This window comes from Reichenbachiella carrageenanivorans (assembly GCF_025639805.1).
In the GTDB taxonomy this organism is placed as follows: domain Bacteria; phylum Bacteroidota; class Bacteroidia; order Cytophagales; family Cyclobacteriaceae; genus Reichenbachiella; species Reichenbachiella carrageenanivorans.
The window spans coordinates 914,228-933,158 of sequence record NZ_CP106735.1 but is presented as its reverse complement, the minus strand read 5'-3'; the positions used below and the strand labels follow the sequence as shown (position 1 = coordinate 933,158).

Annotated in this window: 21 protein-coding genes and 1 tRNA gene; 15 read left to right on the top strand and 7 right to left on the bottom strand. The window is 42.9% G+C overall.

Annotation, left to right across the window (positions count from 1 at the left end):
• Window positions 1-450, bottom strand: a complete 450-nt coding sequence (locus N7E81_RS03640) for a GatB/YqeY domain-containing protein (protein ID WP_263051922.1) — start codon at window positions 448-450, stop codon at window positions 1-3.
• Window positions 451-558: 108 nt separating this feature from the next.
• Here N7E81_RS03640 and N7E81_RS03635 point away from each other — a divergent pair, with 108 nt between their 5' ends.
• The 7 genes from N7E81_RS03635 to N7E81_RS03605 all read left to right on the top strand — a co-directional run bounded on the left by N7E81_RS03635 (window position 559) and on the right by N7E81_RS03605 (window position 8,068).
• Entirely contained in the window at window positions 559-1,272 is a 714-nt protein-coding gene (locus N7E81_RS03635) for a pyridoxine 5'-phosphate synthase (protein ID WP_263051921.1), read from the top strand.
• Window positions 1,273-2,034 (top strand): alpha/beta fold hydrolase, encoded by a 762-nt coding sequence (locus tag N7E81_RS03630; protein ID WP_263051920.1) that lies wholly within the window; start codon window positions 1,273-1,275, stop codon window positions 2,032-2,034. It abuts the gene before it with no gap.
• Window positions 2,031-2,735, top strand: a complete 705-nt coding sequence (locus N7E81_RS03625; RefSeq protein WP_263051919.1) for an SAM-dependent methyltransferase — start codon at window positions 2,031-2,033, stop codon at window positions 2,733-2,735. Before N7E81_RS03630 ends, N7E81_RS03625 begins: the two co-directional genes overlap by 4 nt.
• Before the next feature lie 75 nt (window positions 2,736-2,810).
• Window positions 2,811-4,064 carry a methionine adenosyltransferase gene (gene metK / locus N7E81_RS03620; RefSeq protein ID WP_263051918.1) on the top strand — a complete coding sequence of 418 codons (1,254 nt, stop codon included), beginning with the start codon at window positions 2,811-2,813 and terminating at the stop codon, window positions 4,062-4,064.
• A gap of 62 nt (window positions 4,065-4,126) precedes the next feature.
• The gene (locus N7E81_RS03615) at window positions 4,127-6,142 is read left to right on the top strand and encodes a protein-disulfide reductase DsbD family protein (protein WP_263051917.1); all 2,016 of its coding nucleotides are present in this window, start codon (window positions 4,127-4,129) and stop codon (window positions 6,140-6,142) included.
• Window positions 6,143-6,150: 8 nt separating this feature from the next.
• Window positions 6,151-7,461 carry a peptidoglycan DD-metalloendopeptidase family protein gene (locus N7E81_RS03610; protein WP_263051916.1) on the top strand — a complete coding sequence of 437 codons (1,311 nt, stop codon included), beginning with the start codon at window positions 6,151-6,153 and terminating at the stop codon, window positions 7,459-7,461.
• Between the two features lie 13 nt (window positions 7,462-7,474).
• Entirely contained in the window at window positions 7,475-8,068 is a 594-nt protein-coding gene (locus N7E81_RS03605; RefSeq protein WP_263051915.1) for a nitroreductase family protein, read from the top strand.
• Here N7E81_RS03605 and N7E81_RS03600 read toward each other — a convergent pair.
• Together N7E81_RS03600 and N7E81_RS03595 are read right to left on the bottom strand one after the other, a co-directional pair.
• Window positions 8,055-8,762, bottom strand: coding sequence for a methyltransferase domain-containing protein (locus N7E81_RS03600; protein ID WP_263051914.1), 708 nt, complete (start codon window positions 8,760-8,762; stop codon window positions 8,055-8,057). The two genes, N7E81_RS03605 and N7E81_RS03600, sit on opposite strands and share 14 nt — an antisense overlap.
• Window positions 8,763-8,764: 2 nt before the next feature.
• A complete protein-coding gene (locus N7E81_RS03595) occupies window positions 8,765-9,856 on the bottom strand; it encodes a type III polyketide synthase (protein WP_263051913.1) in 1,092 nt (363 codons plus the stop codon).
• 260 nt (window positions 9,857-10,116) lie between these two features.
• Between N7E81_RS03595 and N7E81_RS03590 the strand changes: the two genes are divergently transcribed.
• The 5 genes from N7E81_RS03590 (at window position 10,117) to N7E81_RS03570 (ending at window position 13,487) form a co-directional block, all read left to right on the top strand.
• The gene (locus tag N7E81_RS03590) at window positions 10,117-10,980 is read left to right on the top strand and encodes a UbiA family prenyltransferase (RefSeq protein WP_263051912.1); all 864 of its coding nucleotides are present in this window, start codon (window positions 10,117-10,119) and stop codon (window positions 10,978-10,980) included.
• A 98-nt stretch (window positions 10,981-11,078) separates the two neighbouring features.
• Window positions 11,079-11,155, top strand: a tRNA-Pro gene (locus tag N7E81_RS03585).
• A gap of 155 nt (window positions 11,156-11,310) precedes the next feature.
• Complete coding sequence (locus N7E81_RS03580; RefSeq protein ID WP_263051911.1) at window positions 11,311-11,799, top strand: hypothetical protein; 489 nt, start codon at window positions 11,311-11,313, stop codon at window positions 11,797-11,799.
• A gap of 124 nt (window positions 11,800-11,923) precedes the next feature.
• Window positions 11,924-12,517 (top strand): hypothetical protein, encoded by a 594-nt coding sequence (locus N7E81_RS03575; protein WP_263051910.1) that lies wholly within the window; start codon window positions 11,924-11,926, stop codon window positions 12,515-12,517.
• Between the two features lie 112 nt (window positions 12,518-12,629).
• Window positions 12,630-13,487: a bestrophin family protein gene (locus N7E81_RS03570; RefSeq protein ID WP_263051909.1), complete on the top strand. Its 858-nt coding sequence runs from the start codon at window positions 12,630-12,632 to the stop codon at window positions 13,485-13,487.
• 8 nt (window positions 13,488-13,495) lie between these two features.
• Here the strand turns inward: N7E81_RS03570 and N7E81_RS03565 are convergent, their stop codons facing one another.
• Entirely contained in the window at window positions 13,496-14,515 is a 1,020-nt protein-coding gene (locus N7E81_RS03565; RefSeq protein ID WP_263051908.1) for a glycosyltransferase family 2 protein, read from the bottom strand.
• Window positions 14,516-14,712: 197 nt separating this feature from the next.
• Between N7E81_RS03565 and N7E81_RS03560 the strand changes: the two genes are divergently transcribed.
• Window positions 14,713-15,264: a hypothetical protein gene (locus N7E81_RS03560; RefSeq protein WP_263051907.1), complete on the top strand. Its 552-nt coding sequence runs from the start codon at window positions 14,713-14,715 to the stop codon at window positions 15,262-15,264.
• Between the two features lie 35 nt (window positions 15,265-15,299).
• Here N7E81_RS03560 and N7E81_RS03555 read toward each other — a convergent pair whose 3' ends face one another.
• The gene (locus tag N7E81_RS03555; protein WP_263051906.1) at window positions 15,300-15,665 is read right to left on the bottom strand and encodes a VOC family protein; all 366 of its coding nucleotides are present in this window, start codon (window positions 15,663-15,665) and stop codon (window positions 15,300-15,302) included.
• Between the two features lie 148 nt (window positions 15,666-15,813).
• Here N7E81_RS03555 and N7E81_RS03550 point away from each other — a divergent pair, with 148 nt between their 5' ends.
• Window positions 15,814-16,545 carry a DUF6503 family protein gene (locus N7E81_RS03550; protein ID WP_263051905.1) on the top strand — a complete coding sequence of 244 codons (732 nt, stop codon included), beginning with the start codon at window positions 15,814-15,816 and terminating at the stop codon, window positions 16,543-16,545.
• Between the two features lie 72 nt (window positions 16,546-16,617).
• On the opposite strand, the gene lipA is transcribed toward N7E81_RS03550, so the two are convergent.
• Both lipA and N7E81_RS03540 read right to left on the bottom strand, forming a co-directional pair.
• Window positions 16,618-17,505: a lipoyl synthase gene (lipA, locus tag N7E81_RS03545; RefSeq protein WP_263051904.1), complete on the bottom strand. Its 888-nt coding sequence runs from the start codon at window positions 17,503-17,505 to the stop codon at window positions 16,618-16,620.
• Between the two features lie 88 nt (window positions 17,506-17,593).
• A complete protein-coding gene (locus N7E81_RS03540) occupies window positions 17,594-18,343 on the bottom strand; it encodes a hypothetical protein (RefSeq protein WP_263051903.1) in 750 nt (249 codons plus the stop codon).
• Between the two features lie 130 nt (window positions 18,344-18,473).
• Between N7E81_RS03540 and N7E81_RS03535 the strand changes: the two genes are divergently transcribed.
• Complete coding sequence (locus N7E81_RS03535; protein WP_263051902.1) at window positions 18,474-18,881, top strand: OsmC family protein; 408 nt, start codon at window positions 18,474-18,476, stop codon at window positions 18,879-18,881.
• Window positions 18,882-18,931 lie beyond the last annotated feature (50 nt).

Below are 18,931 nucleotides of genomic sequence, written 5' to 3'. Positions count from 1 at the left end.
TTAAGTCAGTAGGTTTTTTACCATTGCCGAAATCGATTTTCCATCGGCTTTTCCTGCTAGTGTTTTTGTTGCAAGTCCCATCACTTTGCCCATATCTTGAGGGCCATTGGCGCCTGCTTGCTCGATCACTTTTTGAAGAGCTACTTTTAATTCATCTTCAGAAAGCTGCTTGGGTAAATACTCGCTGATGATGTCTAATTCGCCTTGTTCTTTGTCTGCCAAGTCGTCTCTGCCTTGTTCTCTGAATAGATCCACAGAATCTTTTCTCTGCTTAGCTGCTTTCATCAAGAGTTTCAATTCGGTGTCTTCGGATATCTCTTCTGAGACTCCTTTCTCTGTTTCAGCTAAGAGGATCATAGATTTGATTGCTCGTAGGGCAGTCAACTTTTCTTTCTCCTTGGCTAGCATGGCTGCTTTTATATCTGCGTTTATTTGATCTTTCAAGCTCATAATTCTGGTTTCTTTAATCGGTGAATTGATTATTTTTGCGGCAAATTTAATCAGAAAGAATTCTAACCCAATTCGTGACCCAAGATACAAAAGGTCCGTATATCACGTATGACAAAACTGAGTGTAAACGTAAACAAATTTGCTACCATCAGAAATGCTCGAGGTGGCAACAATCCAGATCTTGTAAAAGTGGTGAAGGACTGCGAGAAATTCGGCGCACAAGGCATCACGATACATCCTAGGCCAGATCAAAGGCATATTACTACTGAGGATGTGTATCAGCTCAAAGAAGTAGTAACTACCGAATACAATATAGAAGGCTACCCCGATGAGCGCTATCTCAAATTGATAGAAGAAGTAAAACCTACACAAGCCACTCTGGTACCTGATCCTCCAGAAGCGATTACTTCTAATGCGGGCTGGGATACGCTGACCCATGCGTCTTTTCTACAAGAAACGATCGGCCGGATCAAAGCTGCAGGGGTGCGTGTATCTATTTTTGTAGATCCATTGGCTGAGCAGATCGAAGGAGCGGCCAAGTTGCGATCCGATCGGATCGAACTGTATACCGAAGCCTATGCTACGGGCTACCTCAAGGACAAAGAGGCTGCCGTAAAAGCCTATGCGAATACAGCAAAATTGGCCAAAGACCTAGGACTGGGTGTGAACGCAGGACACGATTTGGACTTAATTAATTTAGGTTTTTTGCAAGAGCAAATCCCATTTATGGACGAAGTATCTATAGGTCATGCATTGGTTTGTGATGCGCTGTATTATGGATTAGAAAATACGATTGAAATGTATAGAAGAGAACTGAAATAAATGGAGCAATTGAATTACAAACGGTTTGGCGAAGGCCAACCACTCCTGATCCTCCATGGCTTTCTAGGCTCGCTGGACAACTGGCTGACCTTGGGAAAAAGATTTGCAGAGCACTATGAGGTAATCTTGGTGGATCAGCGTAACCACGGCAAGTCCTTTCATTCAGATGATTTTGGCTATGATGAGATGGTATCGGATTTAGAGCACCTTATCGATCATCTACAGCTTGAAGACCCGATCATTTTGGGGCACTCCATGGGCGGCAAGACGGTGATGCAGTATGCGGCCTTTCATCCACAAAAACTAAACAAACTGATCGTGGCAGACATTGGCCCCAAAGCCTACCCCGTACACCACGATCAAATCCTCTCTGGATTAAATGCCATCCCTGTAGATAAAATACAGTCTCGACAAGAGGCTGACGAGCTATTGTCTAGCTATGTAGACAATGAAGGCACCCGTGTTTTTCTGTTGAAAAACCTCAAAAGAACTTCAGATGGCTTTGAATGGAAAATGAACCTGCCTGTGCTTTGTGAAAAAATAGGAGAAGTAGGCAAGCCTTTGATTCATCATTTGCCTATCGATACGGATACGCTATTTATACGTGGTGGTAGTTCAGACTATATACCAGACGAGGACTGGGACGATATAGAAGAAATTTTCCCGAATGCTGAATTGAAGACCATTGACCACGCAGGTCATTGGCTACATGCAGAAAACCCTGACTTATTTTACGAGCTTGTGACTAACTTTCTGGCATGAGCGAACAAAAACTATACATGATCCCGATGGTGATCGCTGACGATACCGAGCAAATGGTGATTAGCGATCAGGTAAAACATGTTATCCAATCGTTGGATTACTTCTTGGTAGAAAATGTGCGCACCGCGCGTAGATACATCAGCAAGCTGAGATTGGGCTTGACCATAGAGGAGCTCACATTCGAAATCTTAGATAGAAAGACGAGCCAAGAGGAGGTGGAAGCTTATTTTGCCAATGCGAAAGGAAAAAATATAGGCATCCTGTCCGAGTCTGGCTGCCCAGGGATTGCAGATCCAGGGGCAGTAGCTGCCGCAGTGGCTCATCGCCAGGGGCGCAGAGTGGTGCCGCTTAGTGGCCCATCGTCCATATTTATGGCATTGATGGGATCCGGCTTCAATGGGCAATCTTTCGTGTTTCATGGATACGTGCCTATAGATAACAAGGATCGTGAAAAGAAACTCAAAGACATGGAAGATGCTGCCATTCGTCTGAATCAGACGCAGCTATTTATGGATACGCCTTATCGGAATCAAAAATTGTTTGAACATTTAATCAAAGCTTGTCATCCTAATACGCTGCTATCTGTGGCCAAGGGTATCACGGGAGACGAGGAGTATATAGCCACCAAAACCATTGGAGAATGGAAACGAGAAAAAATTAACTTGCATAAAACCCCAACCATCTTTTCACTTTATGCGTGAGGGGACTGAACGGTTTTTAGATACAAATCATTTATCATAAATTTGCCGACTTCAAATTAGAAATCATATCATACTATGCCATATTTATTTACTTCAGAGTCTGTATCCGAAGGACATCCAGACAAAGTAGCCGATCAAATCTCTGACGCACTTTTAGATCATTTCTTAGCCTTCGACAACCAGTCGAAAGTAGCTTGTGAAACACTAGTAACTACAGGTCTTACTGTATTGAGCGGAGAGGTAAAAACAGAATCATACATCGATGTGCAGACCGTAGCCAGAGATGTGATCAATAGAATTGGATACACCAAAGGAGAATACCAGTTTGATGGCAACTCATGTGGAGTGATTTCTGCCATTCATGAGCAGTCCCCAGACATCAACCAAGGCGTAGAAAGAGCCAGTGAAGAGGAGCAAGGCGCAGGTGACCAAGGGATGATGTTTGGCTACGCGACCAATGAGACCGAAAACTATATGCCATTGGCATTGCAGCTATCGCATATGCTGCTGATCGAGTTGGCAGCCTTGAGAAGAGAAAATATAGCGATCAAATACTTGAGACCTGATGCTAAATCTCAGGTGACTATCGAGTACAACGATGACAATAAACCTGTAAGGATAGATGCTATCGTAGTGTCTACTCAGCACGACGATTTCGCTGAAGAATCTTCGATGTTGGATAAAATCAAATCTGACATTGTGAAAATTTTGATCCCTAGAGTGGTTGCTAAGTTGAAACCTGAGATTCAGGCTTTGTTCAACGACGACATCAAATATCACATCAACCCTACTGGGAAATTTGTAATCGGTGGTCCACACGGCGACACAGGGCTGACAGGAAGAAAGATTATCGTAGATACTTATGGTGGTAAAGGTGCTCACGGAGGAGGGGCTTTCTCAGGCAAAGATCCTTCGAAAGTAGACAGATCGGCGGCTTATGCGACACGTCATATCGCTAAGAACTTAGTAGCGGCAGGTGTGGCCGACGAAATCCTCGTACAGGTGTCTTACGCCATCGGTGTAGCAGAGCCAATGGGTATTTTTGTGAACACCTATGGCACGGCTAAAGTTGGACTCAACGATGGAGAAATAGCAAAGAAAATCACTGAAATTTTCGATATGCGCCCTGCGGCTTTGATCAAAAGATTGAAATTGATGAACCCGATTTACTCTGAAACCGCAGCCTATGGTCACATGGGACGTACACCAGAAGTGAAAACCGTAACTTTCTCTAGCCCCGCTGCGGCAGACATCAGCTTAGAGGTGGAAACTTTCACTTGGGAAAAATTGGATTACGTAGATCAGGTAAAGCAGTCTTTCGGACTGTAATATCATCTGAACTTTTTTAGTATAAATTGCGATTATTAGGTTTGATAAAACACAGAAGTGAAATGAAGAAAATAATTGCAATTCTATTTATACTATCAAGCATTCAAGGTTGGGCGCAGATCCTCAAGCCAGCTACTTGGTCGATCGCCGTGTCCAACCCCTCAGCACAAGTCGGAGAAGAAGTTGATTTGATTTTTAATGTCAAGATCGACGACGATTGGTATTTGTATTCTACAGATTTCGATCCTGACTTGGGGCCTATGGTCACGGAGTTCGAATTTACCCCGCATGCGAGTTATGAGTTGGTGGACTCGATAGCTCCGATAGGTGCTAAGCGAAAATATGATGAACTCTGGGAGGGTGAGTATACCTACTTTCGGCATACGGCCAAGTTCATTCAGAAAGTAAAAATTCTTACTGAAAACCCAGAGATCAAAGGCACCTACGACTATCAGGTGTGTACAGATGTGGATGGCAAATGTATCCCGTTTGGTGATGCGTTCGATTTTGAGCCATTGCTCTCAGGAGATACTCGTTCAGTAGACGCGACCACCGAACCAGCTACTCCACAAGAACAACCTGCAGAATCCACGACCGAAGAAATCCCTCAATCCCCAGAAAAAGAGAGCGTGCTAAACCAACGGGACGTAAGTGATCCTTATAGTCTTTGGGCGTTTATGCTTGCTGCATTTTTGGCAGGTATTGCTGCTATTTTTACTCCCTGTGTATTTCCTATGATTCCTATGACAGTGAGTTTTTTCACTGGTAAGAATTCGAAAGGACTCGGTGTGGTGTATGGCTTGTGTATCATCATTATATATACTTTGATCGGATCTATACTGGCGCCGTTTATGGGGCCAGAGACAGCCAATGAATTGGCTACCAACTGGATTCCGAACGTGATCTTTTTTGCCGTATTTGTGATTTTCGCCTTATCTTTTTTAGGTCTGTTCGAAATCACCCTGCCTAGCAAGTTTGTAAACAATATTGACAAGCAGGCCGACAAAGGAGGATTGGTTGGGGTGTTTTTTATGGCTTTCACCTTAGTAGTTGTTTCTTTCTCTTGTACGGGGCCATTGGTGGGGACTATTTTGGTAGAGAGTGCTGGCGGACTGATTCTAAAGCCTGTTTTGGGCATGTTTGCTTTCTCTTTGGCATTCGCCTTACCCTTTACGGTATTTGCCTTGTTTCCAAGCTTGATGAACAATCTGCCAAAGTCTGGGGGTTGGCTCAATAGTGTGAAAGTAGTTTTGGGATTCTTGGAACTCGCCTTTGCTTTCAAGTTTTTAAGCATTGCCGATCAGGCCTATCATTGGAATTTGCTCGACAGAGAAATATATCTAGCCATTTGGATTGTGATCTTCTCACTCATGGGTTTTTACCTTTTGGGAAAAATCGAATTGCCACACGATAGCAAAACAGAGAAGACCTCTGTTGGAGGTTTAATTTTAGCAATTATTACTTTTTCATTTGTGGTGTATCTGATCCCAGGCATGTTTGGTGCACCACTCAAAGCGTTGTCAGGGTATTTGCCACCACAGACCACTTTGGATTTTGATCTGACTTCACCTAGAAGTGTAGAAACAGCGAAAAGTACGATATGTGAAGCCCCCAAGTATGCAGACTTCTTGCATTTGCCTCATGGCATCCAAGGCTACTTCGATTATGACCAAGCGTTGGCTTGCGCCAAAGAACAAAACAAACCCTTGTTTATAGATTTTACTGGACACGGATGTGTGAATTGTAGAGAAATGGAAGCCAGAGTGTGGTCCGATCCAGAAGTGCTGCAGCGACTCAAGGAAGATTTTGTAGTGGTGGCGCTTTATGTAGACGACAAAACTACATTGCCTGAATCGGAGTGGTATACTTCAAGCTACGATGGTAAAACTAAGCAGTCGATAGGCAAACAAAATGCTGATTTTCAAATCACGAAATTTAATAACAATGCCCAGCCTTATTATGTCATTCTCGATACCGATGGAGTGCTTATTCCTCCGATCAAGGCGTATGATTTAGAAATTGCTAATTTTGTGGCGTTTTTGGATGAAGCCAAAGCAGAATTTTTGAATAGACAGTAAAGAGCAGTATGCAGTTTTTGAAGAAGTGGGGTTGGGGTATCGTGTTGTTTGCTGGGATAGTACCAGCGGTTATTTATTTCTCATTTTTATATGAGCCCATTCCAGCCAAGGAGCTAGTGGAGGTGCCAGGTGAGCTGGAAGACACCGTTCAAGCTTACATCCCTAAAAAATATTTTGGGATTATCGTAGACTCACTTCAAATCGATGAAGGCACAATCAAACGAAATCAAAATCTATCTGATTTACTACAACCCTACAATGTGCCGTATGAAAAAATACATTCGGTAGCGCGACAGTCCAAAGAAGTCTTTGATGTGAGAAAGATTGTGTCAGGCAAGCCGTATTCGATGATATACAAAGGAGATAGCATCAAAGAAGCCACTCATTTCATCTACCAACCGAGTGCTATTGATTTTGTGGTGATAGACTTTCAGGACTCTGTGAGGATGTATCAGGGAACCAAAGAAATAGAATTGAAAGAAACTGAAATGAGCGGTGAAATTTTTACTTCTTTGTATGTGGATATGTTAGCATCTGGCGGTCATGCCGATTTGGTAAATAAGCTGGTGGATGTATTCGCCTGGCAGGTAGACTTTTTCGGTATACAACGTGGAGACAATTATCGACTGATCTATGACGAACAATATGTAGATGGAGAGTTGGTTGGTATTGGAGAAATAAAAGCCGCCTATTTTGAGCATGTAGGATCGCCTTATTTTGGGTTTAGGTTTGAGCAAGACAGTAGCACCTGTGATTATTTTGACGAAACGGGTCAGAGCCTTCGCAAGGAATTCTTGAAAGCGCCGTTGAGTTTTACCCGTATCAGTTCGAGATACACCGGGCGTCGCTATCACCCCGTTCAGAAAAGATACAAAGCACATCTGGGGACAGACTATGCCGCACCAGTAGGCACGCCGATCAGAGCAGTAGCCGATGGTAAAATCATAGCTGCCCAGTACCACCGATTCAATGGCAATTATGTGAAGATTCAGCACAATGGCAATATTGCTACGCAGTACCTTCACATGTCGAAAATAGCCAGTGGTGTGCGCACTGGCGTCAAAATCAAACGAGGAGAAACGATCGGTTTTGTGGGTTCTACAGGGCTTGCGAGCGGGCCACATCTGTGTTATAGATTTTGGAAAAACGGTAAGCAAGTAGATGCACTCAAAGTTGAATTGCCACCGTCAGAGCCGATATTGCCTGAGAATATGGCTACCTTTGATTCACTACGTCAGATATGGCAACAGCGATTGGCAGAGATGTATCTGCCACAGGATGCTGCCGACAGCGTAGTATATGCTAGCCTAGGGTATTAAACCAAACAAACCGATGACCTACGACAAAGCACAAATTTCTGAGTTGATCAAAAATCGCAGGTCGATTTTCCCTAAAAACTATTCTGGAGAACGAGTACCAGATGAGGCGATCGCCGAAATGCTAGAAAGTGCCAATTGGGCTCCGACCCACAAAATGACAGAGCCCTGGAGGTTTACCGTTTTTTGTGATGAGGGGATAGAGGCTTTCGCCAATTTTCAAGCAGAGCTATATCTAAAATCTGCTGGAAAAAAGCCCGACAAAGACAAAATAAAAAAGCTCAAATCTAAGCCGCTGATGTGCTCACACATTATTTCTATCGGCATGAAAAGAAATAAGTCTGTACCTAAAATGGAAGAAATAGCGGCGGTGGCAGCAGCTGTACAAAACATGCACCTTACGGCTACTGCGCTCGGAGTGGGCTGCTACTGGAGCACAGGTGGTGTGACTTATGAAAAGAAAGCCAATGCATTTTTTGACTTGAGTGAAAAAGATTTGCTCATGGGTTTTCTTTATATCGGTATGCCAAAGTCGGGCAAGTGGCCCACAGGAAAACGCAAGTCGATACACAAAAAGGTACGCTGGGTTAGGGAGTCTACTTCCAAATAATCAGCTCCCAGCGAAAGGCCCATTGCCAGGTGAGGCTGTAGTTTTTAATATTTGCCCATTTCATATACTTTTCTAATTCTGATCGGGTAAAAGCGCGTGCTACTGAAAGTGTAGCATCATATTTCACCATTTCGGATTTAGACCAGCGGGTGATCAGGTGTTTTGTGAAAGCGTAAGACAGCCAGTGCCTGTGCAGATCATTGATGACCACGCCTACTCGGGCTTGGTCGATGAGTTGCTTTAAGAGGACTATAATTTCCTCGTCTTGTAGGTGGTGTAGAAACAGACTGGCATGTGCAATGTCAAAGGTCTTGTTGCGAAACTGACTACTCAAGAGGTTGTCGGCACTGAAACTGATGTTCGGATATTTTCTGCAATTTTTGAGGGCGTAGTCTACGATGTATGCATTGGCATCTATACCGAGCAATTGTAAGTGTTGGTGGTGGCGCTTGCCCCATTTGGCGAATCGCTTGAGTGTATCTCCTCCGCCACAGCCGAGGTCTACGATCTCATAGCTGTCTTTGGGATGTTTGATTAGTAATTTTTTGATTGCATTCAGCGAAAGCTGATCTCCTCCCAGATAGGTATTGATCTGGTGGAGTTCGCGAAGAGTCTGATCTACGACTTCTCCCTGACAGTAGAAGTCGTCCATGATTTCTTCTTTGAGCGAACGCTGATTGAGAAACTCAAACATGATTAGATGGTTTTGAATAATAGGCTTTCCATAGTCAGGCCAGGACCGAAGGCGAAAGAAAGGATTTGTTTATTAGGTTGTGTTTTCAAATCTGACCATACTTTTTTTAGTACAAATAGTACCGTTGGCGACGACATATTGCCATAGTTTCGAAGTACCTCGTAAGCGGCTGCGTTTTGCTGTTTAGATAGGCCAAGCTCAGTTTCAATTGTTTCCAAAATCTTTTTGCCTCCAGGGTGAATAGCAAAGGCGTCGATATCCGTCAAGGAAAGGCTAGTCTGAGCCATCAGTTTGTGGGTCAAGGCGGAGATACCTCCTTCTATGATTTTGGGGACGTAGGCCGTCAGTGCCATTTGAAATCCCGTATTGCCAATTTGCCAAGCCATATCACTTTGCCCATTCACGAGTAGTTGGCTGGCGGTGTGGAGAATGGCAAGCGCAGGTTCGTTGGGCGCAGACTGCCCTTTCACCACCACGGCTGCCGCACCGTCTGCAAAGAGCGAATGGGCAAGTAGGTTGTCTTCGGTTTGCTCCTTTTGCAGATGCAGACTGCAGAGCTCTACACTTACGATGAGCACCTGGGCTACAGGGTGATTGTCGCAGATGTCTTTGGCCATGCCCATGGCGTTCATGGCGGCATAGCAGCCCATAAAATTCAGGCTATTTCTCCTGATATTTGCAGATAGGTTGAGTGCCTTGACCAGATCCACGTCTAGCCCAGGGGCATACATACCGGTGCAACTTACGGTGATCAGATGGGTAAATTCTGGAAAGGGGTGACTGTTGCCCAAGCAGTCTGTAATTGCAGAGATGGCTAGTGGCAGTGCCTTTTCTCGATAGATAGCCATGCGTTTTTCTGTGCTGGGAAAGGTGCCTGCATGGTTTGGATAAAAGCTGAATGTGCCGAGTTGTTTTTTGTAGTCGTCCAAGACAGAGTGTCTGTATTGAATGCCTGTGGCCCGATAGAGCACTTGTAGTTTTTTTGCTTCTTGTTCGTCGGCCGTCAGGTGTTTGCACATAAAATGCGCAAGATCTTCTTGTGCGTAGCGGTTGGCTGGATTGGCGGTTCCTATGGCGGTGATGTATGCTCCCATTTCTAGCTTGAAAATAAAGAATTTTCTGCACTATCCATTTTAATAAATTGAGTGGTGAAGAAAATAGAGCCATCGCATTCAACAGGGTAGATCACCCAAAGTAACCCTCCAAGGGTTGTTTTGGATGATTGTAGGAATTTTTGTTATTTCAGGATAGCTTCTTTGAGAACCCTTGGAGAGGTTTTTTTCTAAATTCGTTTTCCCAAGTGCAGAATAGTAATCCTGTCATTTTTATGAAAATTTAGTAATATGCTCATTCAATGAAAAAGTCCACTTTTTTACACCTTCGGTTTCCATTTTCATTTTATCTCCTGCCGGTATTTATTTTCGGCGTGGCTATATTACACCCTACAAATTGGGGGCGATTGGGGCTGGTTTTTTTTATTCTACACTTTCTTTTGTATCCTGCCAGCAATGGCTACAATTCTTATTTTGATAGAGACGAGGGCAGTATTGGAGGGCTGGAGCATCCGCCAGCTACTACGAAGGACTTGTACAAATGGGCACTTATACTGGATGCCTTGGCACTGATGCTTGGGTGGCTGGTGGATTGGAAATTTAGCGTGATGCTTTTGATGTATGGATTGGCCTCCAAGGCTTATAGTCATCCACTTGTACGGTTGAAAAGGAGGCCCATTTGGGGCTGGTTGGCCGTAGGTTTTTTTCAGGGTTATTTTACTTTTTTGATGACAGTATATGGTGTAGCCGAAATCGAGCTGTTCGGGTTGTTGAGCTGGACGTGGCAGTGCCCGGCTATGTTGAGCACGTTGCTGTTGCTGGGTAGCTATCCGATGACGCAGATCTACCAGCATGGCGAAGATCAGCAGCGTGGCGACATCACCTTGAGTCTGCGGTTGGGAGTCAAGGGTACATTTTATTTTACGGGGCTATTCTTTCTGATTTCTAGTTTGGGTTTTTTCTTCTATTTCAAGGAAACTTTCACTATTCAGATAGGTGGGTATTTTATGGTGCTGTTGCTGCCTGTGTGTGTCTATTTTTTGTCTTGGTTTATGAAAGTATGGAAGGACGAAAGCCAGGCCGATTTTCGACACACCATGCGGTTAAATTTCATATCTGCCTTTATGCTCAACTTATTTTTTTTAATTCTGCTGTGGTTGACTTGATCGAAGAAAAGAGTGTTGATATAGATTTTATTACAAAAAGCTTTTGGAGTTGATTATCACTTATTTTTTTACTTAAATTTGCCACCCCAAATACAAATCGGGATGTGGCGCAGTCCGGTAGCGCACCACGTTAGGGACGTGGGGGTCGCAGGTTCAAATCCTGTCATTCCGACCAGAAAAAGAGCAGTCAATTTATGACTGCTCTTTTGGTTTCTACCCAGTAGAAGAGTTGATTCGATCACTTCTTTATCAAAGTACGTATTATTTATCCTAATACAGGTTATTTTAACCTTTGCTTTTAAAACACAATTAGAATTAAAACCACCACTTATGAAAAAGCTAATCTTAACCCTTTGTATAGCTGCTTATTTAGGCAGTTTTACTTGTCTAGCACAAACGGATGATGCGATTGAAAAAGTTAAAACTGGACTTTTCAAAAATCAAGCAGCGTATAAAAAATGTGGAATCACGATGAGTAGTGCTCAGTTCATGACCTTGATGAAGGATGACCCTAATATGAGTGAATTTGTAAAGCCCCTAGCGTTGAATTCTATGGGAGACGCCTTGCTTACGGCAGCGTCGAGTGTTCTGATTTTTTGGCCGATCGGTGAGTATATCGCCGGCAACGACGACCCCAACTGGACTTTGGCTTATATAGGTGCTGGCTGTGCGCTGTTGTCTATCCCTTTCAAAAAAGGGTTTGAAAAAAATGCAGACAAAGCCATGAACTACTACAACAATGGGTATAAAAAAGTGGCCGTCAATTTTAATTTCAATATCAACACGAATGGACTAGGCTTGGCGATGCGTTTTAGGTAAATTAATTAAGGCACTTGGCGGAGGAGATGTTTGGTGTCATATGTAGATTTAAAAAACATTTGGAATGTTACTCCATTTTTAAATAATTCCTATCACTTTGCATTTCTACAATATAGACTGATTTATGAAATTCTTTTTTGCGGTGTTGATACTTGTCCAATCGGCTAGTTATGCACAAAGTCCCTCAGATTACTATTTTGAAATTCCTGCTTATCCATCGTCTTATACGGCTGGCACTGTGGCGGCTCGTATGGTCGATGCCTTGGGGTTTAGGTATTATTGGGGTACAGAAGGTCTGACAGCTGAAGATTTGGCCTATCAGCCATCGCTCGAGGCACGTACAAGTGCCGAGACAATCGATCATATCTATGAACTCTCCAAGGTGTTGGTAAATGCGACAAAGCAATTGCCCAACGATTTCACCAAAAGTGAGGGAGAAGTGTTGGCGTTTGAGGAGAAAAGAACACAAACGTTGAAGAACATTCAAGAAGCAAGCGAAATTCTCAGAGAAAGTACGAATGACGATTTGGAGTTATATAAGATCGTGTTCATTTCAGATAATGGACGTACTGAGTATCCCTTTTGGAATCAGCTTAATGGTCCATTGGCAGATGCTATTTGGCATGTGGGGCAAGTGGTGTCTTTTCGTCGTGCGACAGGCCATCCTTTCAACTCTAACGTGAGTGTACTCAGAGGAAAATTGAAAGAAGAAAAATAAGAGCAGTATAAGTCGCTGTATCTGATCCGTAAAAATACGTATTTTACTGTGTATTAAATGCTAGGTATTAACCATTGCTTTGCCTTTAGGCATTTTTTGATAGTTTTGGCGCATGGTAGAATACAACCCCAAGAGCTGGCTAAACTTACTTTTTCACAGCTACAGTAGATATGTTTTTAAACGTCTGCTACCCGCACTCTTATACGTTACGGTATATACTTCGATTATCACCTATGTATTTTATGAGCTGAATATTGATTTTATCAGTACGACATCGGTTCACAGTATCTTAGGTATTGTACTGGGTTTCTTTTTGGTTTTCAGAACCAATGGCGCCTATGATCGGTGGTGGGAAGGTCGTAAAGTATGGGGAGAGTTAGTAAATAATACGAGAAACCTCGCCATCAAATTTTCGATAATGGTGCCGATGAATCATCCAGAACGAGGTTATATCAGCGAGTGTATTTCTGCCTATCCTAGAGCGTTGAAAGACCACCTGAGAGAAGGCGTACCAGCTGAGGTAGCAGCCGAATTGGTGGAGAAATTGAAAATGGAAAACCTAGACCATATTCCTAATGCCATAGCCAAAAGGCTGATCGGCATTACCAATAAATTGAAAGGAGAGAAGGTGATGGATCCAGAGCAATACAGAGTGCTCGATGGGGAACTCAAATCACTGACCGATATCATGGGTAAGTGTGAGAGAATCAGAAACACACCGATCCCATATTCATACAGTATGTTTATGAAGAAATTTATCTTCGCCTACATTGCTACATTGCCTTTTGCCTTTGTGACAGTGTATCACTATTGGACGATCCTTATCGTTGTTTTGATTCTCTACATTCTGATGAGTATTGAGCTACTGGCAGAGGAGATCGAAGATCCATTTGGCTCAGACATCAATGACTTACCTACAGATATCCTAGCAGGTAAGATTGATAAAAATGTAAAAGAAATTTTTGGCTGATTGGGTCATTAGGCAAAAAACCAGAAATCTTTGACTGGTTTTTTGCCCCATTTTTCTAGCTGCCGACGAATCTCTTTTTGTCCGTCAGGCGAAGCTACCACAATCATAACCTGAGGATATTCGAGTCTAGGTATTTCCTCAAAGTGCGTCAATATCACGCCGTATACATCTCTTCCTATTTTGTTTTCATTGTCGCATACCCAGTGCAAATGCTGTTCTTCTTTTAGGAGCAGTTTGGCCATGTCTTTGCCATTTCTGCCCGCACCCCATAGCACTAGTGGTCTGTTTTTGTCTCGATCCAAGGCGTAGAAATTTCTGACTTTTAGATCGAAGTATCTATTGTCTTTGTACTCTTCCCACGTCCGTGAAATGCGATTGGATCGATCTCGCCAGTGGTGTAAGACTTTGTCTATACCAGCGATTTTCAAACCTTGTTTGTAAAATCGAAATGTGAGGTCGTAGTCTTCGGGGTAAATCTCTGAATCGAAGGCTCCTGCCGCGTCTAAGTCCTCTTTGTGTGCCATCCAGCTGTGCGATGGGATCACGCATTCTTTGTAAATCTCCTCATAATGTGCACTACGTTTTGCTACATCGTTGAGCCATTTTTCGTAGCGTAGAAACCCATCGCCTACTTCGCCATCATCTACAAAGTGCTCGGTGCCTCCAGCGATCACAGTACCCTTGCCGTGCTTTAACCATTCGTTTACAAGGGTTTCTATTTTGTCTGCAGGCATCTTGTCGTCTGAGTCCATTCGATTGATGAGAGTGCCTCGTACGTGTTTATACCCTTCTTGCAGGGTCGGTATGAGTCTGGGTCGGTCGCTATGAAATACGCGTACCCGCATGTCTTTTGCCGCATAGGTCTCTAATATTTCAGGTGTCCGATCAGAGGAATGATCATTGACAGCGATGAGTTCCCAGTTTTGGTAAGTCTGTGCCAGAATAGAGTCTAGACAAGCAGGTAAATAAGGCTCTGTGTCCTTGGTGGCCATGATAATAGAGACGAGGGGCTGAGATTCGGTATTCATGAGGCAAACCTGCCAAAATCATTTAGAAATACCAGTCTATTTGAGTAGAAATTGCTGCGAAAGGTACGGCGATGTGCTGTCATCTGTATGGGATCAGGTTAATCTCTTTTTTGTCACGTTAGTTTAGCGTAATTATTTTAGTCGATTTCTCTTTAATTCTTATATTTGAGATTCATCCATGTAATAATAAACTCAGTATGCAAGTCAGAGGATCAGTAATTAAAAGTATAGATAATTTTGTCGCCGATGTACATGCGAGTAAGTATGAACAGTGGAAGAATGGGTTGTCTGCGGCCTCCAGCCTGTTATTATCTTCAGTGTCTACTTCCAATTGGTATCCAGTAGAGCCAGGGGTGATTGCTCCTACTCAGGTGCTTTGTGATTTGTTATACACGGATAAGAAAAAAGGAGCTTGGGAATCTGGACGTTATAGTGCAAAAATGGGTCTTACGGGCATCTATAAAGTATTTGTGCTGATTAGTTCTCCAGCATTTTTGCTCAAAAGGGCTTCTCGTGTCATAGCTACATTTTACGACCCTTCAGACTTGACAGTAGCACAAAGCACGGATTATTCGATGGTGATTCAGTTCACTCAACTGCCCATCAAAAACGAATTGATCGAATATCGAATCGCAGGCTGGATGGAAATGGCCTTGGAAATCTGTGGCTGTAAAAATCTGAATGTAAAAATCACAAAATCTATGGCTCAGGGAGATCGTCTTTTTGAGACATCTATTACTTGGGAATAACATTCTAGCCTCTCCCTGAATAGGCTGTGTTTTTATTAGAGTTTGAAATCTGGGTTGTAGATCAGGCCAATAATGTTGCCCCATGGATCTTTGACTGATGCAACCACAAGAGCCCCGCCTACATTAGTAGGAGGTTCGTGCTCTGTAGCACCCTGAGTTAGTATTTTTTTGAACCTGATGTTGATGTCATCCACTCCCCAATAGTTGATCACACTCTCTGCTTTGTCGGTAGTGGGATTGGTCTCTGGCTGTAGCCCTAGTTCATAGCCTGCAATATTAAATCCCACGTATTCTTCGTCTATGAAGTAGGGTTGGGTTTCAAATACTTCGGTGTACCATGCTTTCGCCTCTTCTATATTGCCAACCTTGTATATGGTAGTTCTCAGTCCTAATATTGCCATCTGATTTCGTTTTTAATGTTGGAATCAAATGTAGTAATGTTTTTGATTTTTGAAGAATCCTATCAGGATATAATTATCTCAATAGTTTATCAATTCATTCAACTCAATCGCGCTAGCCACGTATCTTTCAATGAACAAAACTAATTGTATGAAAAAGCTGCTTTTTATCTTTCTTTCTATTTCTGCTTTTGCATGTACACCTAGCAAAAAACCTCAGAAGATCATAGACCAAACCATAGCTGCACATGGAGGGCAGCTCTTCGAAGGACGCACGGTCACTTTCGATTTTAGAGACAAACACTATCTGGTACAGCGGAAAAAGGGTAGTTATACCTATATCCGAGCATTTGAACAGGATAGCGTCACGCAAGTGAAAGACGTATTGGTAAATAGCACGGAACTAGAGCGGTATATCAATGATACCCTTCAGGTATTAAGTGATGAAATGAAGGTAAAATATGCTAATTCTGTCAACTCAGTGTTGTACTTTTTTCAATTGCCATACGGTCTCAATGATCCCGCAGTTGTCAAAAAATACCTAGGTCAAAAAGTGATCAACAAGCACCTGTATGACAAAGTAAGGGTAACATTTAAACAAGACAATGGGGGTGAAGATTTTGAAGACGTGTTCGTGTACTGGATTAATGTAGAGACGGGCTTACTAGACTATCTAGCTTATTCATATCTAACTGATGGTGGGGGAGTTCGTTTTAGGCAGGCTGTGAACAGACGTACAATAGAGGGTATGGTTTTTCAAGATTATATCAATTTTAAACCCGCCCGAAAAGATGTGGAGGTTCAGGATTTGGATCAAGCCTTCATTGAGGCATCGCTCATTGAACTTTCTCAGATAGAAAATGAAAATATAGCCGTGAGGTAGCAAAGAAGAGCCTCAGTCTGATGATGGCATCAAGTTTTGAGAATGCTTCTTTTAGAAAATTATTATCCAGATTTAGATGGGCACATTTACATGCCGTTCTGCATGGTACGAAGATCTGACCAAGGGTCCAGATTCTACATATTTCAATCCTCGTTTTAAGCCTTCTTCTTTGTATTTTTCAAATTGATCTGGATGGATAAATTCAGCTACTTCAATGTGCATCTTGGTTGGTTGTAGGTATTGACCTAAAGTCAATATATCCAAACCATTTTCTACCAGATCATCCATCGCCTTGTGTACTTCGTCTATTGTTTCTCCTAGCCCTAACATAATGCCAGATTTGGTGCGCTGGCCATAGGCTTTGGTCAGCTTGATTTGCTCTAGGCTACGTGCATATCTCGCCTGAGGGCGAACCCTTCTGTATAGACTTTCTACCGTCTCCATATTGTGAGAGACTACTTCTTGTCCTCCATCGATCATACGATAGAGAGCGTCCCATTTAGCTTTGACGTCAGGGATTAGAATTTCAATCGTTGTTTCTGGAGAGGCTTTTTTAGTTTCTACTACGGTTTGGTACCAGATTTCAGCACCACGGTCTTTGAGTTCATCACGGTTTACCGAAGTGATCACGGCATGTTTTACTCCCATCGTTTTGATAGCATCAGCCACACGTTTGGGTTCGTTGGTATCATACTCAGGTGGGCGCCCAGTGGCTACTGCACAGAACGTACAGCTTCGCGTACAGACATTGCCCAATATCATGAAAGTAGCCGTGCCAGCACCCCAACACTCACCCATATTAGGGCAATTGCCGCTTTCGCAAATGGTGTGTAATTTGTTTTCGTCTACAATCTTACGCACATTGGCATAACTCTGTCCTACAGGCAGTTTTACTCTAAGCCAATCTGGCTTGGTGCGTTTTCTGGCCTGCTTCCCGTCGATTACTGGTAACTCTATCATGAAACTAAAATTTGTGCAAAGAAACAAACAAGTGGATTAACTTGAAGGGTTTACGGCTGGTTTTTTAAAAGGATGGGGGTCTCAGGCTTTATTTTCGATGCCCGTAGAATAAGGTGATGAAAGCAGAGATAAACATCGAGCGATTGTCTTCTTCGGGCATAAGTTCTATTTGACCAGCATAGGCTTCTATCAGTGTACCTATCTCGAACCCAGTAACGTTGCTTTTGAAAGAACCCAGTTCAAAGACCATAGCAGCTTTTAAGTTAAGTCCTGGTTTGATCGAAGACTCTCCAAGCCCTTGAAATAAATGTCCTGTGCCTGTGATGGATTGGTAGGAGTAGAGCATTGGATTGCTGGAGCCTGTAGTCCTAGGATCGTAGCCAAATGGAACGGCCTGCCCACGGTCGCCACCGCCACTGGCCACTTTTACATAATAAGGAGCTACGATGCCGATCGTAGGACCAGCAGCAATAGAAGCATTGATTTGTACGCCTTGTTGAGGCGATTTCCTAAACAGGATGAAATCTCGGCCATACTGTGCCCGGATGGCGTAGAGATAGTTTGATTTGCCATAGATGAAAGGATTGCCTGCTACTGAATTTCTTCTGAATTCTTTAGGGTGCTTCACATTCATCAGTTCAAAACCAATGGTTCTAAACTGTGTTTCGCTAATGGCACTAGAAAACTTCATCACAAATCCACCGATCAGACCACCATTGGTATTTTTGTTTACTCCCCAGATAAATTCTTTGGTATACTCGTATTGTCCTGAGGACTGAGCAAATCCACTGGTGGCTAAAAGTACAAGGCACGATATAAGTATGAGTTTCCTCTGCATATTCTTATAAATCTAACAACTCCACTTACTTATTACATTATCTCAACAAAATAAAATTCTGATAACTTTTGATTTGAAGCGCAGGTGCTTAAGCTTTGCAAAATAACGTTTTTTCAAAATCTAAAGTTTAATGGGCACCTTAAAAAATGAATATCTGGGTAACCTTCGTACCGAAGGCACTCATCTCCCGTCTGGAAATAAGATCATTACTGATGCACCTGTGGACAATATGGGAAAGGGTGAAGCCTTTTCCCCGACGGATCTTATGTCTTTCTCATTGAGTGCTTGCATGATGACCATCATGGGGCAAGTTGCCGACCGAGAGCACATTGCCATGGAAGGGCTCACTACAGATATCACCAAGGTAATGTCCGCACAGCCAAGAAAGGTGTCCGAAATTCATGTTAATTTCAATTGGCCTAAATTAGACTTGAGCGATAAACAAAAAACGATGCTTATCAATGCGGCAAAAACTTGTCCAGTTGCTCTTAGCATTCACCCAGATATTAAATTAGAAGTAACTTTCAACCTGAAATAATCACCTTTTTTGGGGCGACACCGTATAACCCAGTTTTCATTGTCATTAAA

Coding starts and splice junctions, on each gene's coding strand:
- N7E81_RS03640 (WP_263051922.1), bottom strand. CDS start 450: ATGAGCTTGAAAGATCAAATAAACGCAGATATAAAAGCAGCCATGCTA.
- N7E81_RS03635 (WP_263051921.1), top strand. CDS start 559: ATGACAAAACTGAGTGTAAACGTAAACAAATTTGCTACCATCAGAAAT.
- N7E81_RS03630 (WP_263051920.1), top strand. CDS start 1,273: ATGGAGCAATTGAATTACAAACGGTTTGGCGAAGGCCAACCACTCCTG.
- N7E81_RS03625 (WP_263051919.1), top strand. CDS start 2,031: ATGAGCGAACAAAAACTATACATGATCCCGATGGTGATCGCTGACGAT.
- metK (WP_263051918.1), top strand. CDS start 2,811: ATGCCATATTTATTTACTTCAGAGTCTGTATCCGAAGGACATCCAGAC.
- N7E81_RS03615 (WP_263051917.1), top strand. CDS start 4,127: ATGAAGAAAATAATTGCAATTCTATTTATACTATCAAGCATTCAAGGT.
- N7E81_RS03610 (WP_263051916.1), top strand. CDS start 6,151: ATGCAGTTTTTGAAGAAGTGGGGTTGGGGTATCGTGTTGTTTGCTGGG.
- N7E81_RS03605 (WP_263051915.1), top strand. CDS start 7,475: ATGACCTACGACAAAGCACAAATTTCTGAGTTGATCAAAAATCGCAGG.
- N7E81_RS03600 (WP_263051914.1), bottom strand. CDS start 8,762: ATGTTTGAGTTTCTCAATCAGCGTTCGCTCAAAGAAGAAATCATGGAC.
- N7E81_RS03595 (WP_263051913.1), bottom strand. CDS start 9,856: ATGGGAGCATACATCACCGCCATAGGAACCGCCAATCCAGCCAACCGC.
- N7E81_RS03590 (WP_263051912.1), top strand. CDS start 10,117: ATGAAAAAGTCCACTTTTTTACACCTTCGGTTTCCATTTTCATTTTAT.
- N7E81_RS03580 (WP_263051911.1), top strand. CDS start 11,311: ATGAAAAAGCTAATCTTAACCCTTTGTATAGCTGCTTATTTAGGCAGT.
- N7E81_RS03575 (WP_263051910.1), top strand. CDS start 11,924: ATGAAATTCTTTTTTGCGGTGTTGATACTTGTCCAATCGGCTAGTTAT.
- N7E81_RS03570 (WP_263051909.1), top strand. CDS start 12,630: ATGGTAGAATACAACCCCAAGAGCTGGCTAAACTTACTTTTTCACAGC.
- N7E81_RS03565 (WP_263051908.1), bottom strand. CDS start 14,515: ATGAATACCGAATCTCAGCCCCTCGTCTCTATTATCATGGCCACCAAG.
- N7E81_RS03560 (WP_263051907.1), top strand. CDS start 14,713: ATGCAAGTCAGAGGATCAGTAATTAAAAGTATAGATAATTTTGTCGCC.
- N7E81_RS03555 (WP_263051906.1), bottom strand. CDS start 15,665: ATGGCAATATTAGGACTGAGAACTACCATATACAAGGTTGGCAATATA.
- N7E81_RS03550 (WP_263051905.1), top strand. CDS start 15,814: ATGAAAAAGCTGCTTTTTATCTTTCTTTCTATTTCTGCTTTTGCATGT.
- lipA (WP_263051904.1), bottom strand. CDS start 17,505: ATGATAGAGTTACCAGTAATCGACGGGAAGCAGGCCAGAAAACGCACC.
- N7E81_RS03540 (WP_263051903.1), bottom strand. CDS start 18,343: ATGCAGAGGAAACTCATACTTATATCGTGCCTTGTACTTTTAGCCACC.
- N7E81_RS03535 (WP_263051902.1), top strand. CDS start 18,474: ATGGGCACCTTAAAAAATGAATATCTGGGTAACCTTCGTACCGAAGGC.